This window comes from Anaerobutyricum hallii, assembly GCF_900209925.1.
Classification (GTDB): Bacteria; Bacillota; Clostridia; order Lachnospirales; family Lachnospiraceae; genus Anaerobutyricum; species Anaerobutyricum soehngenii.
Window position 1 is genome coordinate 2,058,415 of sequence record NZ_LT907978.1, and the last position, 16,829, is coordinate 2,075,243.

General features: G+C 36.9%; 16 protein-coding genes, 2 tRNA genes and 1 CRISPR repeat array. All 18 genes read right to left on the bottom strand.

Annotation, left to right across the window (positions count from 1 at the left end; translation table 11 throughout):
• Positions 1-10: 10 nt before the first annotated feature.
• The 18 genes from EHLA_RS09390 to cas7c all read right to left on the bottom strand — a co-directional run bounded on the left by EHLA_RS09390 (position 11) and on the right by cas7c (position 16,829).
• Positions 11-481: a hypothetical protein gene (locus EHLA_RS09390; protein WP_096240511.1), complete on the bottom strand. Its 471-nt coding sequence runs from the start codon at positions 479-481 to the stop codon at positions 11-13.
• Between the two features lie 94 nt (positions 482-575).
• Positions 576-767: a DUF3990 domain-containing protein gene (locus tag EHLA_RS09395; RefSeq protein WP_242970709.1), complete on the bottom strand. Its 192-nt coding sequence runs from the start codon at positions 765-767 to the stop codon at positions 576-578.
• Between the two features lie 46 nt (positions 768-813).
• Positions 814-1,965 carry a restriction endonuclease subunit S gene (locus tag EHLA_RS09400; protein WP_096240513.1) on the bottom strand — a complete coding sequence of 384 codons (1,152 nt, stop codon included), beginning with the start codon at positions 1,963-1,965 and terminating at the stop codon, positions 814-816.
• A gap of 57 nt (positions 1,966-2,022) precedes the next feature.
• A complete protein-coding gene (locus tag EHLA_RS09405) occupies positions 2,023-2,472 on the bottom strand; it encodes a hypothetical protein (protein WP_096240515.1) in 450 nt (149 codons plus the stop codon).
• Positions 2,453-2,938, bottom strand: a complete 486-nt coding sequence (locus EHLA_RS09410; RefSeq protein WP_096240517.1) for a DUF3990 domain-containing protein — start codon at positions 2,936-2,938, stop codon at positions 2,453-2,455. The genes EHLA_RS09405 and EHLA_RS09410 overlap by 20 nt, the downstream gene beginning before the upstream one ends.
• A 151-nt stretch (positions 2,939-3,089) precedes the next feature.
• Positions 3,090-4,322: a restriction endonuclease subunit S gene (locus EHLA_RS09415; RefSeq protein ID WP_096240519.1), complete on the bottom strand. Its 1,233-nt coding sequence runs from the start codon at positions 4,320-4,322 to the stop codon at positions 3,090-3,092.
• A gap of 4 nt (positions 4,323-4,326) precedes the next feature.
• Positions 4,327-5,925, bottom strand: coding sequence for a type I restriction-modification system subunit M (locus EHLA_RS09420; RefSeq protein WP_096240521.1), 1,599 nt, complete (start codon positions 5,923-5,925; stop codon positions 4,327-4,329).
• A gap of 415 nt (positions 5,926-6,340) precedes the next feature.
• A complete protein-coding gene (rlmB, locus tag EHLA_RS09425) occupies positions 6,341-7,084 on the bottom strand; it encodes a 23S rRNA (guanosine(2251)-2'-O)-methyltransferase RlmB (protein ID WP_096240523.1) in 744 nt (247 codons plus the stop codon).
• 1 nt (position 7,085) lies between these two features.
• Positions 7,086-7,523 carry a Mini-ribonuclease 3 gene (locus EHLA_RS09430; RefSeq protein WP_021906385.1) on the bottom strand — a complete coding sequence of 146 codons (438 nt, stop codon included), beginning with the start codon at positions 7,521-7,523 and terminating at the stop codon, positions 7,086-7,088.
• Positions 7,508-8,902: a cysteine--tRNA ligase gene (gene cysS, locus EHLA_RS09435; protein WP_096240525.1), complete on the bottom strand. Its 1,395-nt coding sequence runs from the start codon at positions 8,900-8,902 to the stop codon at positions 7,508-7,510. Before cysS ends, EHLA_RS09430 begins: the two co-directional genes overlap by 16 nt.
• Positions 8,903-9,072: 170 nt before the next feature.
• Entirely contained in the window at positions 9,073-10,323 is a 1,251-nt protein-coding gene (locus EHLA_RS09440) for a GNAT family N-acetyltransferase (protein WP_096240527.1), read from the bottom strand.
• The gene (ispF, locus tag EHLA_RS09445; RefSeq protein ID WP_021906382.1) at positions 10,320-10,880 is read right to left on the bottom strand and encodes a 2-C-methyl-D-erythritol 2,4-cyclodiphosphate synthase; all 561 of its coding nucleotides are present in this window, start codon (positions 10,878-10,880) and stop codon (positions 10,320-10,322) included. The genes EHLA_RS09440 and ispF overlap by 4 nt, the downstream gene beginning before the upstream one ends.
• Positions 10,881-11,195: 315 nt before the next feature.
• Positions 11,196-11,269 (bottom strand) — tRNA-Met (locus EHLA_RS09450).
• 21 nt (positions 11,270-11,290) lie between these two features.
• A tRNA-Val gene (locus tag EHLA_RS09455) sits at positions 11,291-11,363 on the bottom strand.
• Between the two features lie 187 nt (positions 11,364-11,550).
• A CRISPR array of direct repeats spans positions 11,551-13,798; the repeat unit is 33 nt; unit sequence ATTTCTACTCACACATCCCGTGTGGGATGTGAC.
• Positions 13,799-13,959: 161 nt separating this feature from the next.
• Entirely contained in the window at positions 13,960-14,250 is a 291-nt protein-coding gene (cas2, locus tag EHLA_RS09460) for a CRISPR-associated endonuclease Cas2 (protein ID WP_096240529.1), read from the bottom strand.
• A 28-nt stretch (positions 14,251-14,278) separates the two neighbouring features.
• Positions 14,279-15,301, bottom strand: a complete 1,023-nt coding sequence (cas1c, locus tag EHLA_RS09465; RefSeq protein ID WP_096240531.1) for a type I-C CRISPR-associated endonuclease Cas1c — start codon at positions 15,299-15,301, stop codon at positions 14,279-14,281.
• Complete coding sequence (gene cas4, locus EHLA_RS09470; protein WP_096240533.1) at positions 15,298-15,972, bottom strand: CRISPR-associated protein Cas4; 675 nt, start codon at positions 15,970-15,972, stop codon at positions 15,298-15,300. Before cas4 ends, cas1c begins: the two co-directional genes overlap by 4 nt.
• Positions 15,969-16,829, bottom strand: a complete 861-nt coding sequence (cas7c, locus tag EHLA_RS09475; RefSeq protein ID WP_096240535.1) for a type I-C CRISPR-associated protein Cas7/Csd2 — start codon at positions 16,827-16,829, stop codon at positions 15,969-15,971. Before cas7c ends, cas4 begins: the two co-directional genes overlap by 4 nt.

Here is a 16,829-nt window from a genome sequence, read left to right on the forward strand (position 1 = left end):
ATCCTCTTTCTTAGAAACCACCATTTTGATATGCTCTTGCAATCACATAAGATGGTTCGTAAAAAGCACTGCAATTATAATTATCAATCACATCGCAAATTTCATCATTATAAACCCGAAGGATTCCCTCTGTAAAATCCTCTTTTGTAGAAAGTGTATCTGCAATCAATCTTTGATATACTTCTCCCATATCCAACGAAGTCGGAATAATCGTTGCTAATTCTGAATCGACATTTGTAATGTCAAAACTTCCTTCTACAAGTCCATAATCTCTAATCCAATCCGCTTCCACCTTTTCTGGATTCTCACAATGCAACGTGCTGGCACAGCTAAGTAAGTGATATAATTCATCTTTCCCTATAGCATTCACTACATATTTATTCTTCTGCTTAATATGTCTGGCCACACGTTCAATCATATAACAAATAAAATATAAGTCATTCATAGTTATCTCTTCGTCTGGAAAATATTTGTTTTTCATAATGTATCACTTCCTTCAAAAATAAGTGTCTTTAATGCATCTTCCGTACAGAATACAACCATTTATCAGACATTTCTGGAAAGCTCAAAATTTTCTAATTTTTACTTGGTTTATATTTATAGTAATTTACGACCGTCTTCCCTTTTCTAGACATTGCCCAGCGTTTCGCTTGCTTTTCAAAATTTGCGCAATAAAATCCGTATCCAAAATCTTTATAGAATCCATTTTGGAGGATACGTGGTCTGTATACTTCCACGTTGCTGCCATGATAAATGATTATTTCCATACGCATCCTTCTCCTTTCTTTTTTTAGCCTATATTTTATCCATCTGTCATAAAAACATATTTTTTAGCATGAATTTTCTTATAATTTGTAATTGTTTACACTTCTGCTGGTGAAGAGTGATGAGTTGAGCAAGCTCTTCAAAAAACTCTGCTATTTTTGCTTGTTCAATCTGCGAAACCGGCATAACAATCTCACTTCGCAATATATTATCATTATATAAATGCTTGACTGTAGACCCTTCTATCAACCACTTTATTACTTGATAAGATATCTTGAGAAACTTTTTATTAATGCTTCCATCTGTCTTAAGCCATACAACATTTGAATCCTGAAAATACTCATCTTTCCCTGTATATTCAGCAGTTCTTCCAATGCTTCCAACTACTGAAATCAGGGTATCTCCTACTTCTGGATAAGGATATAATCTACGAAATTCTTCATACACTTCTCTCGAGATATATGAATCAGGTTCTAATCCAATAGTTCCATTCTTAAAAAAAGGAATGTCCCCCTGTTCAGATGTTTGTTCTTTAAAAATTCGTTTGCATGTCTGGACTGTCCCAAGTTCCCCCAACTTACGCTGTTCCCAAGCGTATCTATATATTTTATTAAGAATATTTAACTTACGATGATGAAAAGTGATGAGATTATCTAAATTATAAAAATAGCCTCCAATCTTAGCCTGTTCTTCAACAGATTTAGGATAAATAATATTCATTTTTTTCATTGCTGCTTTAGAAATGGATGTCACTTTAATTCCTTGCATAAAGGGTAATAATTGTTGATGAAAAATTTCAGAGTTTAAATAATACCCTAAATATCCATCAGCAAATTTCAGTTTCGGTCTACAAGGAATTGTATGCAATCCAGATAATACTATTTCATCTGTCAATCCAGCTATTTCGCTACATTTCCCTACTGTTTCATCTTCTGCTGTGTCAACAAAAACAATGTCTCCATTTTGTAAAATAGAAGTTTTATATTTTTTTACAACATCTTCATTCACTATATTTGGTAACTGTTCTTTTTTAATATTTAATATCTCTCCAAATTTAATGAGGATATCACCATAATGAATATTTTTTATTTTCCCCTTTTCATAAGATAAGTCAGCTCTTGACAATGTATTATTTTGTAAATTATCCAATAAACTTTCTAACTTACGCTGTTTCCAAACGTATATCCATATTTTATCCAAATCTCAAGACTTACGATAAGAAAAAGTGATGCCTCAAAACTACGATAAAAAATGTCTCTAATCCAACAACATTCCTGCCTCATAAGAGCATTTTATATAATCTGGATTACTATAGTAGACATTTGAATTAAAATTTGAAATTTCTTCACTAATAAATGAACTATATACTTTTTTTATTGCCTCAATCACATCCTCATATAATTCCATAACATTTAATATCAATGTTTGATACACCCGTCCTATAGAAAGTACGGTTGGAACATTATATTTACAGGTTGAAACATTATCAAATGTGCCTTCTTCTATTCCATATTCCTCAATCCATTCATCACACACCTGCTCAAATGAGAGACAATGGTTTACTCCTGCCGCCTTTAACTGATGAGATAACTCTTTATCTGATAATTTAGCTACGATGTCTTTCGTTTTATTATGGGTCTCTCGTGCTACAAACTCAATCATTGAACATACATAAAACAAATCATCGTTATTCCACTTCCTCATCATTGACTATTTCACTCCTTTCATACCGTAAACATCCCAATGCTCGGATACTGTGAAAGCTGATTTGATGGGTTGGATGTTTAAATTTTGCATATTCCCAAAAAACTGATTTGCTAATATTATTAGCCAAATAATCATTTACAAAATTCCAGATAGTATCGTCTGCCATCGGACCTTCTACAATATCATATTCATGTATCTTTCCAGCACGACATTCTGCAATAAAATTTAACCATTCATCACTCATCTTATCAAATTTTTTAATATTTAATCGTGGATCTTCTATATAGGAGTATATATTAACTACTCCCTGAGCATGTTTACGGTCCGCCCAGCGATATGCCTGTTCATAACTATTCGTACAATAAAATCCCCATGAAAAATCTTTTGTATATCTTGTTTTTCTAATTTCAGGGAATTCAACTATTTGTCCGCTTCCATGATATAATTCTATCTTCCTACTGTCCATTTTCCCTCCTGACATCTGCAAGCAATATCCCTCAAAATTGCACTATAATTCAAAAAACTATCGTTCAACTCAGCGTAAGTGTCCTTTATTTTCCAATAAAGATTTCTTTTAACAGTTTTTTTATGTTTTGATTTCTTTTTATATATTTTGCTTATTTTTCTGACACAAACATATTTTGTAGCATAAATTTCTTTATATTTTTTAATTCATCACACTTTTGTTGATGAAAAGTGATGAGCAAATCAATTTTTTTAAAATATTCTCCGATTTCTTTCTGTTCTTCTATATCAGCAGGTAACTTCAACTTTGTTTTAAAGAAATCCGTTGGTGCAATATTCAAAAGTCCATGATTTCTTGCTCCCTCTGCTGCTATCTCATGAATCCCCTTATGCCAAAGATTTGTACTATAATAAGCAACCAAAAAATCTGAATTAACAAGAGTTTCATCTTTTATTTCAAATACTATATACAATGTTGATAATACACCATTTTCATAACGATCCAGCCTTTTAATTGCTCCCCAAGGTGCATCATTCGATGTACTTTTGTTATAGGCAAATTCCCCATTCTTTATCAAGTAATATCCGCTGACATCTTTACTAGCAACTCTTTTATCAAAAAATTCATTCTGATCTATAAGTCCCTGTTGCGCAGAAATTGTTAATGGTAATTCTGATATTAACTTTGAATTTTTTCTAGTAATTCGATTGACTATTTCTCCTAACTTACGCTGTTTCCAATCGCCAGTAAAACCAGAAAATCTAATTTCCGGAACTTTTTCTCCCTCCTTCGGAAACATCTTCTGAAGCATACATTTTTTTAACTTTTTGGTCTCATCACACTTGCGCTGGTGAAGAGTGATGAGGTTGTCTATGTTATCAAAATACGTAGCAATTTTTTTCTGCTCTGCTTCAGATGGAAAATTCATTTTGTATTCAAGCATATCGCTTAATTTCAAAACCCTGTTTCTTCCGGCTCCTCCTGGTGAGGATAATTCCAAATGATGTTTAAAGTTTTCATCAAGAATCAGATATCTAAAAAATTTCGGAACCATCCCTGCATTGAAGCTATATTGTGGAAACCTATGAGAAACAAGCTTTCCAGCATCATTTTCATCAGTAATTGCTACTGCATGTTCCCATCCAAATGTGATGTTCACAATGAATTTATCGGCTGCTACTCGGAACATCTTAGCTGTCTCAAGTTCTTTACCTTTTTCAACAAAACTATGAAATGTTCCTTTAGCATGACTTCTAATTCCAAGTCTTGTATAGCCTTCCGTTGGAGTTTCTATCGAATCTTCATATTTTTTTACTATTTCTCCGAACTTACGCTGTTCCCAATCTTCCGTATACCCCTTAAATCTTATCTTCGGCTTTCCCATTTTCTCACCTCTCCATCTTCTTAATCAAGTCATTTAACGATGCCATTATCTTCTCATCTGATGATGTCAGCTCTTTTAAAAGAGATAAAAACTCTCCTTCTGCCTGTTCGATTTCTTTGTTCGTCTGTTCCATTTCTTTTAATACTTCATTCAAATCAATTTCTGGTTCTTTTTCAAAAGTATCTACATAGCGAGGAATGTTAAGGTTAAAGTCGTTCTTTTCGATATCTTCAAAGCTTGCAAGGAAGGATTCTTTTTCTACTGTTTCTCTCTTACTATATAAATCCATCACAGCTTCAATATGCTCGTCTGTCATTTCGTTCTGTTTTTTGCCTTTATTGAACTTTTTAGATGCGTCAATAAACAGCACGTCTCTGCCATCTCTGTGTTTTTTCAATACGATAATACAAGTTGGAATAGAGGTATTGTAAAAAAGGTTTGCCGGAAGACCAATTACTGCATAGATATTACCGGAACGCAATAATTTTTCTCTGATTTTTCCTTCTGCCGCTCCTCTGAACAGCACTCCATGAGGGAGAACGATTGCCATTGTTCCATTATTTTTTAAATGGTAGAGTCCATGAAGTAAAAATGCATAGTCTGCTTTTGATTTTGGTGCCAGCACACCATAATCGCTGAATCTTTCATCCTGTAAAAATCCGGCTGCTGCGCTCCATTTTGCGGAGTATGGTGGATTCATAAGTACCATATTAAAGTCTGTTTCTTCTCCTGTAGGCCAGTCTCCATCTAAGGTATCACCATTTCGAAGCTTCTGACTTTCCACATCTACTTCATGTAGAAACATATTCATTCTCGCCAGATTGTAAGTTGAAGTATTTAATTCCTGCCCATAATATCTGATATATTCTGGTTCTTTAGAATATGTTTTCGCATTTAAAAGAAGGGAACCAGACCCCATACATGGATCATATACAGACAATCCCTTCTTTTCTTCCTGTCCATCAATTGCAATTTTTGTTAAAATTTTAGATACTGCCTGTGGTGTATAGAATTCTCCAGCTTTTTTACCTGTTTCGGATGCGAACCATCCAATTAATGTCTCATATGCATTTCCCAATATTTCTGCATCAGAATCTAACAAATCTGCCTTATCAATTTCTTTAATCAGATTGGCAACTGTATCACTCTGTTTCTGATCGCCCATACCAAGGCGATTCGAGTATAAATCAATATCAGCAAATAAATCTACAAATATGGAATCACTCTGTTCAATATTGTTGAATCCTTTTTGTAACTGTTCCCGATGAAAAGCATTATTTCTGGCTGCTTCTGCCAGATAAGTATAAGTAAGTTCTGGCTCCATCACATAATGGCATTCCTGTTTCATTTCTTCCTTTAATTCTTCCCCATCTTCACTCTGTAATACTTCTTCATAAGCTTCCAAAGCTTCTTTTAAAGTTCCCGGTTTGCCATCACAGATCATATCGTATACTTTAATCAGAAAAGAATCCGATAAATATTTATAAAAAACAATTCCCAACAAATAATTTTTATATTCATTTGCATCCATCTTTGAACGAAGAATATCCGCTCCACTCCATAATACACTAATCAAATCTTTGCTGTTTTCTAACTCAGCCATTTTTTATCCTCCGCTCTTTTTTCATTTCTCTAATCATTTTTCCAATCATCTGTTTGATGATTTGTAATTATTTAGACCCTTGCGGTTTCCGCCATATTTTACGCAATAATTCTAAATACTTACGATGATTTATGGTAAAAGTATACCATATTCAAAAAAAAATTGATATATAGAAAACCTCACCATAGGATTTCCTACAGCGAGGTTACCATTCGTAACATATTTCATTTATCCTCCCATCCACAGCCAGCCCTCAAAAAAAAAGATACCCTATATTTGTAGCCTTGGAGCAAGGTTTGGATGCAAGCACATAAAGCGAGCGTTCAAACCGCTGCAACTAAAGCCACAAATATAGGGTATCTTTTTTCTTCGAGGGCGTCTGTCTGTCACCGAATTAAACCAGAACTACTCAGAACTATTTCCCCATTCTCTGTCTTACGATTTCAAATGCGAGTACTCCTGTTGCTACGGAAGCATTCAGAGAATCTATATCTCCCTTCATTGGGATAGAAGCAACATAATCGCACTTCTCTTTTACAAGGCGGCTTACACCATTGCCTTCATTTCCAATGATAAGACCGATTGAACCGGTAAGGTTCAGATCATACATGAGTTCTCCTCCCATGTCACCACAGACAAACCACATACCTTTGTCTTTCAGTTCATCAATTGTTCTTGAAAGATTTGTCACACGAGCTACTGGCGTATAATTCAGTGCGCCGGCAGATACTTTAGCTACTGTACCGGTAAGTCCTACCGCACGTCTTTTTGGAATAATAACACCATGTGCGCCCGCAAGATTTGCGGTACGAATGATTGCTCCTAAGTTATGTGGATCTTCAATCTCATCGCAAAGAATAAAGAATGGCGCTTCACCCTTTTCCTCTGCTTTTTTGAATAAATCTTCTACCGTTGCATATTCATAAGCGGCTGCAATCGCAACAACACCCTGATGCTTTTCGTGAGAAGATAAAGAGTCTAACTTCTCTTTAGAGACAAACTTAATTAATGTGTCCCTTTTTCTGGCCTCACGAAGGATTGACCTGACCGGTCCGTCCTGACAGCCATCTAAAATAAATAATTTATCAATCGTTTTACCGGAACGATATGCTTCTAAAACTGCATTACGCCCAACGACAGTACATTCTTCGTATGCCATGTTATTCCTCATTTCTATTTGCTTTTTCGGACAGACAGATACGGATTAATTCTTCTAACCGCTCCATCTGGCCGGAAAGATATAAATACCCCATTAATGCTTCAAAACCTGTTGCGATATGATAATCGTGACTGGACTGATTTTTAGCCGGAGATAAAGACTTTGCATTCTTTCCACGACGAAAAACTGCTTTTTCTTCATCGGTAAGCAGAGGTTTTATTATTTCCATCATCTCTGTCTGTGCTGCTGCATTAACGTAACCAATCGTCTTTTGATGATAGTGATTCGCCTTATCATTCCCCTTTGTCACAACCATTGTACGGACAAACAACTCAAAGATACAATCTCCAATATAGGCAAGCCCCAGGGAAGAGTATCCCCGAAGCTCTTTTTCCGTCAAAGGAAAATGTTCTGCGATTCCTTTTAAGCACGTTTCCATTTGACACCTGCTCTTGTATCTTCAAGAATGATTCCCTTATCTGCTAACATATCACGAATTTCATCTGCACGTGCAAAGTTCTTTGCCTTTCTTGCCGCCTGTCTTTCTTCGATCAATGCTTCGATATCATCATCAAGAAGTTCTTCTTTTTTCTCTGTGATAATACCAAGGATATCGCACAACTGTACAATCGTATCAAAAAGATGCTGTACATATACCTTACTTCCGCTCTCCGCTGTAATATTAGCAAGTTTTACAAGCTCAAAGATTGCAGCAATAGCATCCGCTGTATTGAAGTCATCTTCCATAGCCGCTTCATATTTCTCTTTTAATGAAGTTACTTCTTCCATATGCTTCTGATCCTCTGCTGTAAGCTCACCTTCCGGAGCTGCTAAAAGAACCTCTCTTAAATGATCAACAGCAGTAAGAATTCGCTCAAGACCGTTCTTAGAAGCTTCCACTAAAGTATCGCTGAAGTTTAACGGACTTCTGTAGTGGGCACTGAGCATAAAGAAACGAATTACCTGTAAAGGATACTTCTCGCTGATTTCTCTTACCGTAAAGAAGTTCCCTGCTGATTTAGACATCTTTTTATTGTCAATATTTAAAAATGCGTTATGCATCCAGTAATTTGCAAACTTTTCATCATTGCAGGCCTCACTCTGTGCAATCTCATTCTCATGATGAGGGAATACCAGATCCTCTCCACCTGCGTGAATATCAATCGTGTCCCCGATATACTTCTTAGACATCTCGGAACATTCGATATGCCAGCCCGGACGGCCTTCTCCCCAAGGAGATACCCATGCTGGTTCGCCTTCCTTCTTTGGCTTCCATAATACGAAATCCATCGCATCTTCTTTTTCATCACTTACCGCGATACGGATTCCTGCTCTCATATCATCAAGATTCTTCTTAGAAAGCTGACCATAATTCTTAAACTTACGGGTACGGAAATATACTGTACCATTCTTCTCATAAGCATAGCCTTTTTCAATCAATGTAGAGATCATGGCAATCATTCCGTCAATTTCCTCAGTTGCCTTTGGATTGTGTGTTGCAGGCTCAATATTAAGCCCTTCCATGTCCTTCTTACATTCTGCGATAAAACGCTCTGAAATCTCTGAAGCCGGTACGCCCTCTTCATTCGCCTTCTTGATAATCTTATCATCTACATCTGTAAAGTTAGAAACGTAATTTACATCATATCCTTTATATTCAAAATATCTTCTTACTGTATCAAACACGATCATTGGTCTTGCATTACCGATGTGGATATAATTATATACGGTAGGTCCACAAACATACATACCAACCTTTCCTTCGTGTACCGGAACAAATTCTTCCTTTTGTTTGGTAAGTGTATTATACAGTTTCATAGTCATCCTCCTTTATCAATGAAAAAGCTCCGCCTCCCTGAGACGAAGCCTTCCGCCGTCTTTATTTACGTACTTTTTAGTCTATTCAATTTCCTCACTTTTGTCAATAAAGAAATCAAAGAAAATACCTGATAACAGAAACAAAACTCTAATCATATGCCAAAAAACTTTTAAACAATCTCCATGATACAGTTTTTTGAAAGTGGACAAATATCTTTTAACAAATTCTTTGTCTCTCTTGATAACGTAGTACAATCATCTACGCATTCTTCTTCCGCACCAAAAAGATATTCTGTAAATGCTGCAACAGAAATACTTTCTTTACAGTCTTCTTTTGTATCCCCTGTCTTTTGAATTAAAACTTTTCCATTTTTCAGCAGAAAATGATATACCCCACTCTGTTCTTCCAGATAGTTGTCTTCTATATAAATATCTGCTTCACAAATAGCTTCTTCATCACCGGCTGTCTTCTCTTCCAATGTACTGTATCCCTGTGTCCCTGACACTTTACACTTTAAAAATGCACTGAGCTTCTCTAAATCTAACAAACGGAACATAATCTTCTTTACCTGTTTAGCAGGCATATACCGGAAACATCCCTGTAATCCGATTTTATCTGTGGCATCCTTCCATGATGCATCAAGAATAAGCTGATAACGATTATAGTGATACTTCTTTTCACAATACAGCATGGTCTGTTCTAAAAAGCTTTCTCTTTTCGCATCGTCTGCACAAAAGACCTGGGACAAGACAAAATAGCTGTCTTCTGCGCCTACCGCAGTTCTTCCAATATACTTTTCTCCTTCAAAAACATAAAGAACCTGCCCAAAATCACTTTCCACTTCCTTTTCCATTCTTCGGATATAGTCTGGAGAAATGTCTGTATAAATATCAAATACCGTATCTTTAACCGCATTTTCCTGTGCTGTAATCTTCTCAAGTTCTCCTCCAGAAATCTCTGCTTTAAATGTATACTTCTCCGCTTCTCTTTCTTCTAGTATATACAGATCCGGCAGATACTCTACTTCCTGTTCTATCTGTGTCATTCCAAATCGGAAATCAAACGGCAGGTAATAATTCTCATCTGCCGGCATCAGATACGTAAAGCATTCTCCCCTGCTGCGAAGTGTCTGAAAGCTTTCTATTAAAAGCTCCTTCATCACGCCTTGCCTTCTGTATTCCTTATCGGTCGCTACCCCAACAATATACTTTGCCCTAACCGGCTGTTCATTTACATGAAGCAGATAAGGATTCAAATGTAACATACCCTTTGCAACATCTTCTTCCTGATTTATTAAGACTTCATTCTTTCCATATACTTCCTTAAAATAAAAATCTGCGTATGAGACCGGATCATGAAAATTGTCCTGCCACATTTCATAAATTCTCTGCTTTTTTGTTCCGTCATCCCAGACAATCATTCTCTCGTTCCCCCAAATCTGGCGCAGCCTCCACAGCCGGCACAGTTTCTGTCTTCCATGAGAACATCTGCCCCAACATAATTCTGAATTTCCGAAAGAAGACACACAGAAGATGCCGCAATACCAAGACCTTCTCCAGTAAATCCAAGACCTTCTTCCGTTGTAGCCTTCACATTAACCTGGCCTTCCTGAATTCCAAGTACATTCGCAATATTTTTCTTCATCTGTGGAATATACGATGCAAGCTTTGGTCTTTGCGCAATCACTGTCGCATCAATATTTTCAATAAAATATGCTTTCTCCTGTAACAGCTTTCCAACCTCTTCAAGAAGTTTCATACTGTCTGCTCCCTCGTATGCCGGATCATTATCTGGAAAATGCTTTCCAATATCTCCAAGAGCCGCTGCTCCAAGAAGTGCATCCATTACGGCATGCAACAATACATCCGCATCCGAATGTCCAAGCAGTCCTTTTTCATAAGGAATCTCCACACCACCAAGAATCAACTTTCTATTTTCTACAAGACGATGTACGTCATAACCATTTCCAATTCTCATAGGTCCTCCAAACTCCGCACTATGCGAATTCTTATTCTACTTTTTATTTTTCCTTTTTCAGTTTACCACATCCGATAGCGGGAGAAAAGTTTTTCTTCACAAAAATTTACATGAACAGCATAAAAAAGCCATTATACAGTAACTGCGCCCTTTGAGTAAAGAATCAATGTATCAACACATTAACTGTGTAAAATACGAGGCAGCTTTGCATAATGACCTTGTCCGTTCGTCTATTAAATTATAAGTATCTATCAGCTTCCACTGACCAAAACCATGCATCAAACCACATATGTCCGGCTTAAATGCAATAAAAAATAGCGGGAACTGGATTTGAACCAGCGACACCGCGGGTATGAACCGCGTGCTCTAGCCAACTGAGCTATCCCGCCATAAATATTGATAAAAATAAGTGGGACCTACAGGACTTGAACCTGTGACCCTCTGCTTGTAAGGCAGATGCTCTCCCAGCTGAGCTAAGATCCCACGTCATCAACGAAATTTATTATACTATAAGCTTTGAAATATGTCAAGACTTTTTTTATTTTTTCAAAAAATGTAACACACGATATACTTCTACTGCACACCTTGACAATTCTTCCAGATAATTGTCAAATGGAGAATCAGCCCTCCACCGAACAAATAATGTTTACCTTTTCAATACCTTTATTTCATTTCTATTCACACATCCCATGTGGGATGTGACTTAGTTACATTTGAAGTATCAAAATTACTAAGGTCATTTCTACTCACACATCCCGTGTGGGATGTGACACATCTGCTGCAGGTGTAAGTGATCTGTCCATCTTCATTTCTACTCACACATCCCGTGTGGGATGTGACGGGATTATCAACATTAAATGGCGGTAATTTCGTAATTTCTACTCACACATCCCGTGTGGGATGTGACATGAAACAGATTATAGACCAGTCTCTTGACAAGATTTCTACTCACACATCCCGTGTGGGATGTGACAAATATTAAGGAGGGGTTACATGGATTATAAGAATTTCTACTCACACATCCCGTGTGGGATGTGACTCATTTTAACTTTTCGCCAACCGTTGACACTACATTTCTACTCACACATCCCGTGTGGGATGTGACTCTACTCATTGGGAATTTTTCTGATAACATTACATATTTCTACTCACACATCCCGTGTGGGATGTGACTCTTTAGCTTTTTCTAAAGATTCGTGTTCATTTTTATTTCTACTCACACATCCCGTGTGGGATGTGACATAGACCCGAACGAACAAACACAACTGGAAATAAATTTCTACTCACACATCCCGTGTGGGATGTGACTGTATCCCCCGATTCAACATACTTAGAGCAATGAGATTTCTACTCACACATCCCGTGTGGGATGTGACGTTATCATTTCTTTAATTGCGTTCAATGTTTCAGTTATTTCTACTCACACATCCCGTGTGGGATGTGACCAAGAACGGCTGAGACACAATATAACAGTAACAATTTCTACTCACACATCCCGTGTGGGATGTGACTTCGTTAGGATTAATATTTTTATAAATACTATTTATTTCTACTCACACATCCCGTGTGGGATGTGACGATTTCAACATTGAAAATGTAAACATTTCACAGATTTCTACTCACACATCCCGTGTGGGATGTGACGGGTCAATCGGAATCTCAATGTCTCTGTCATGTGAATTTCTACTCACACATCCCGTGTGGGATGTGACAAAAGTGCTCTCACCCGCGTAAAAGAGAGCACACATTTCTACTCACACATCCCGTGTGGGATGTGACGACAGAATGAAAGCTGTACAGCTGGTATATTTTATTTCTACTCACACATCCCGTGTGGGATGTGACGAATACACAGCAATTATTGCAGATGAATTAAAAGATTTCTACTCACACATCCCGTGTGGGATGTGACATGGCGGATATTGATGTTGTAAGCCATGTAGATATTTCTACTCACACATCCCGTGTGGGATGTGACAGTAAAGAAGTACGGTTGCGATGGTGCGATCATTATTTCTACTCACACATCCCGTGTGGGATGTGACTTCCTCGGGACTGGGACTACAAAGATTCAGGGAAATTTCTACTCACACATCCCGTGTGGGATGTGACGGCTGCCTACCTCCGGCGGTAGTAGACGAGTTAATAAATTTCTACTCACACATCCCGTGTGGGATGTGACCCATGGCACTTGCAAGGGCATTAGAACAGGCAGATTTCTACTCACACATCCCGTGTGGGATGTGACGACATCGAGGATAAAGTGCAGGCAAGGCTAAGTAATTTCTACTCACACATCCCGTGTGGGATGTGACTGGCGGCTATTCGTACAGCAGAGCAACAAATTCTAATTTCTACTCACACATCCCGTGTGGGATGTGACGATACCTCTATGTCTGCCAGAGTGGCAGAGAAAATTTCTACTCACACATCCCGTGTGGGATGTGACAAATTGATGGCAAGTTTGGGGTAAATTCCCTTAATTTCTACTCACACATCCCGTGTGGGATGTGACGAACTTGTGCCGCGGGAAGGCGAGAAATATATCAATTTCTACTCACACATCCCGTGTGGGATGTGACAAAATGCTGTAAACGGATTTAAAGGGGCATTTAATTTCTACTCACACATCCCGTGTGGGATGTGACAACATTACGGACGGCTCGCTGTATTCTGGAGTAAATTTCTACTCACACATCCCGTGTGGGATGTGACAAAGACAGGTGGCTACCAGAAACCTACAACAATAGCGATTTCTACTCACACATCCCGTGTGGGATGTGACCGGAAGTACCAACGGCCACTGTAAGCACAAGCGATTTCTACTCACACATCCCGTGTGGGATGTGACCACGTTATTACAAAGGCTATAACCGCATGGCGTTATTTCTACTCACACATCCCGTGTGGGATGTGACCGCTATATATAGTATACTACAGTCTCAACATCCCCATATATCACGAGATGGACTTATAATTCATTTAGAATTATATTAATTTTACCGTTAAAACGGATTTTTTTCAAGCGAACCTCCCAGATTTTTTTAATCACCGGTAGTTCGCCTGTTTCATTTAAAAATTAAATGATTATAACACCTTCTGGATTATATGTCTTCTTTGCACCTACATGTTCTACTCTTCTCTCCCAATTATTCCCCAAATAATAAAATCGAAGACTATCCTCTTCCTTATCTATTAAATCCATGAGTTTTTCTTTTAATTTTAAAAATGAAGAATAATCTAAATCTGCCTCAAAAACAGAATTTTGAACTCTCTGGGCATGATTCTGACATTCTTTTGCAACTTTTCGTAACCGTTTTTTCCCCGCCGGCGATGTCGTACTTACATCATAGCTTATCAAAACCATCATTATTATTCACTTCCTCATTTTTAATATATTACTTAAGCAAAAATGAAGGATATGTACTTATTTCTCCCCGTACATACTTCGCCAACAAATTACTTTGTACATATGGCAACAAACCACGAGGAATTTTCTGTTTCAAATATGGATGTGTCATTGTAGAACGTTTTTTCTCCTGCCATTTAGAAAGAACCTTTTTTCTCCCTTCTTCATTCAACCAAACAGCTCCAGAAATTTTTTGTTCAAAATCTTTCTCTCCCACTATTTTCAAATTCAAGAGAGTAATTACAAATCTCTCCACAATACATCTTATTTCCTCTACTAAATCACAAGCTAATGAACTTCGCCCACTTCTTAATGTATGACAATATCCTATATAGCTATCTAATCCAACTGTCTCTAATGCTGCGGCCACCTCATTTGTCGCTAACGTATAAACAAATGATAATAATGCATTCACTGGATCTAGTGGCGGATGTTTTATTCTTAATTGAAATTCAAAATCAACCTTTTTATTTGTAATAAGTTTGTTAAATATGGAAAAATAATTCTTTGCACAAAATCCTTCAATTCCCACTATTTCTTCGATGGACTCTGCCTCGTAAACTTTATCAACCCCCTCCTTCAAAACTTCTAATACTTTCTGTATATCTTCATCTTCTCTTAACTCCGCATTATCATGTAATGTTCTACGTATTAACTGTCTGCAATTACTAAATTTTGCTGCCATAGTATTTTGTGTTAATAATAAACCTTCAGCTCTAAACTTGTCTATCTGCTGTACTCTCAGAAAAACATTTCCTTTTGTTTCACCACATACTTTTGCCAAAAATTTCCCCTGCGGTGAAATAAAGTTAATAGGTATTGTTTTACTAACACACTTTCCCATTAATGCTGGAGAGCAACCCAGATAATTGAAACAAACTATATTTTCTACATTTTCGAATGGAATACGAAGTTTTGTTTCTCCATCTATTTTACATACCAGATTTTCTCCGTCTAATGTCAAATATGCCTGTTCTTGCAATATATAAACTGTATTTAAAAGTTTTCTCATATTGATGCCCTTTCAATTTTTTCTATCTCGTTTCGAACGTCATTAATCTTTTTCATTGATGGCATACATAAATCCTTCATTGAACATCCACTACACTTTTGATTTTTTCTAATAGGAGGAATTTCGCCTCTTTTTAAATAATCTCTCATTTCTTCTAAAGTTTTTCTCAAAAAATCATCGTACTGTTGAAAATGTTCTTGTAAAGGTAAGGCAACCCTTTTCTTCACGTCTCCATAATAAATAACCCCTTTACAATCACTTCCAAATACAAAATCTATACATAACTTTTGTGCAAATACCTGCATTAAGTCATCTTCCCGATATTCTTGATTTTTTGGTTTTGTCGGTTTATATTCGACAATAACTATCTGATACTTCTCCTTACTTCCATTAATAGATATCCCGTTTTTATTTTCGTGCAACTCCATACAATCGGTCATTCCATATAAATTATAGGGTTCCAAATCATTATATATCGGAACTGATGTAAAAACTTTTTTCCCTCTAGAAATATAATTTTTCTTTGGATCATGCACTCTTTTATGCATCAAATTTGCTTTTGTGACAAAGATATTTTCTTCCCATGCTTTATCAATTTCCAAAAGTCCCCATCGATGTGGGCAGTATAAATAATGTTGGATAGAGCGAATTGCAATTTCTACACTACTCATAATTTTTCTATCATCTCCACTCCCTGCGGCATATTGTTATCAACCTGAATAACATAATCTTCTAATGACCGAGGAATCCTTCCCTCTTTTTCCTGAATTGTTATCTTATCAAATAAAATATGAGATGGACAACTTCCCAGAACATTATCATGTTTAAAAACATACAACTTTCTCATGCACATTTTTCCTCTTGCAGCACTATGATCATTTTCAAACATATTTATAATTGATGTCCATAAAAGCTCTACATCCTCTTCTGTCAATCCTGTTGATTTATTAGCAAGAGCGGCTGACACATAACCCTCTGCCCTGTATAATGCATATGGAATAATACTTTTTCTTCCCATCTCCGTATCACCACTTTTTTGATTACGCACTTCAGATGTTTTTGCCTGACGGGTAATAGTAATATCTAATGCATTTATTGGAGAAATACTTCTGGCAAAATTAATCTGCACTGGTCCTCTTACTATTCCGCAAGGGTCATCTCCCGTTGACATTACCGCTCCAAAAGCTCTTACATCAAAATAATTTTTGCAAATATATTCTCTTGCTTTTTTTACATCATCTACATTTTTTCCTTTTTTCCCAGTTTCTAAATTTTCAGTTCTATATGCTTCCGCAAATTTTTCGTTTAATGGCTTGTCTGGTTTTATCAGTATGTTATATCCCGGAACTCCCTCCTTTACAAGTTCCACATAATTTCTTATCTTACGCTTCAGGCATACATCTGTCACATATCCCAACCCCGACTCTACATCCATTCTAGGAGCATTTCCAGCATCTGGATCCCCATTAGGATTTCCATTCTCCACATCAAAAATCATAACAAAATCATATCTATTATTCAGTGCCAT

What these genes read in the sequence shown, in the direction of transcription:
- EHLA_RS09390 (WP_096240511.1), bottom strand. Translation starts at nt 481, where the DNA reads ATGAAAAACAAATATTTTCCAGACGAAGAGATAACTATGAATGACTTA.
- EHLA_RS09395 (WP_242970709.1), bottom strand. Translation starts at nt 767, where the DNA reads ATGGAAATAATCATTTATCATGGCAGCAACGTGGAAGTATACAGACCA.
- EHLA_RS09405 (WP_096240515.1), bottom strand. Translation starts at nt 2,472, where the DNA reads ATGATGAGGAAGTGGAATAACGATGATTTGTTTTATGTATGTTCAATG.
- EHLA_RS09410 (WP_096240517.1), bottom strand. Translation starts at nt 2,938, where the DNA reads ATGGACAGTAGGAAGATAGAATTATATCATGGAAGCGGACAAATAGTT.
- EHLA_RS09415 (WP_096240519.1), bottom strand. Translation starts at nt 4,322, where the DNA reads ATGGGAAAGCCGAAGATAAGATTTAAGGGGTATACGGAAGATTGGGAA.
- EHLA_RS09420 (WP_096240521.1), bottom strand. Translation starts at nt 5,925, where the DNA reads ATGGCTGAGTTAGAAAACAGCAAAGATTTGATTAGTGTATTATGGAGT.
- rlmB (WP_096240523.1), bottom strand. Translation starts at nt 7,084, where the DNA reads ATGGCATACGAAGAATGTACTGTCGTTGGGCGTAATGCAGTTTTAGAA.
- EHLA_RS09430 (WP_021906385.1), bottom strand. Translation starts at nt 7,523, where the DNA reads ATGGAAACGTGCTTAAAAGGAATCGCAGAACATTTTCCTTTGACGGAA.
- cysS (WP_096240525.1), bottom strand. Translation starts at nt 8,902, where the DNA reads ATGAAACTGTATAATACACTTACCAAACAAAAGGAAGAATTTGTTCCG.
- EHLA_RS09440 (WP_096240527.1), bottom strand. Translation starts at nt 10,323, where the DNA reads ATGATTGTCTGGGATGACGGAACAAAAAAGCAGAGAATTTATGAAATG.
- ispF (WP_021906382.1), bottom strand. Translation starts at nt 10,880, where the DNA reads ATGAGAATTGGAAATGGTTATGACGTACATCGTCTTGTAGAAAATAGA.
- cas2 (WP_096240529.1), bottom strand. Translation starts at nt 14,250, where the DNA reads ATGATGGTTTTGATAAGCTATGATGTAAGTACGACATCGCCGGCGGGG.
- cas1c (WP_096240531.1), bottom strand. Translation starts at nt 15,301, where the DNA reads ATGAGAAAACTTTTAAATACAGTTTATATATTGCAAGAACAGGCATAT.
- cas4 (WP_096240533.1), bottom strand. Translation starts at nt 15,972, where the DNA reads ATGAGTAGTGTAGAAATTGCAATTCGCTCTATCCAACATTATTTATAC.
- cas7c (WP_096240535.1), bottom strand. Translation starts at nt 16,829, where the DNA reads ATGGCACTGAATAATAGATATGATTTTGTTATGATTTTTGATGTGGAG.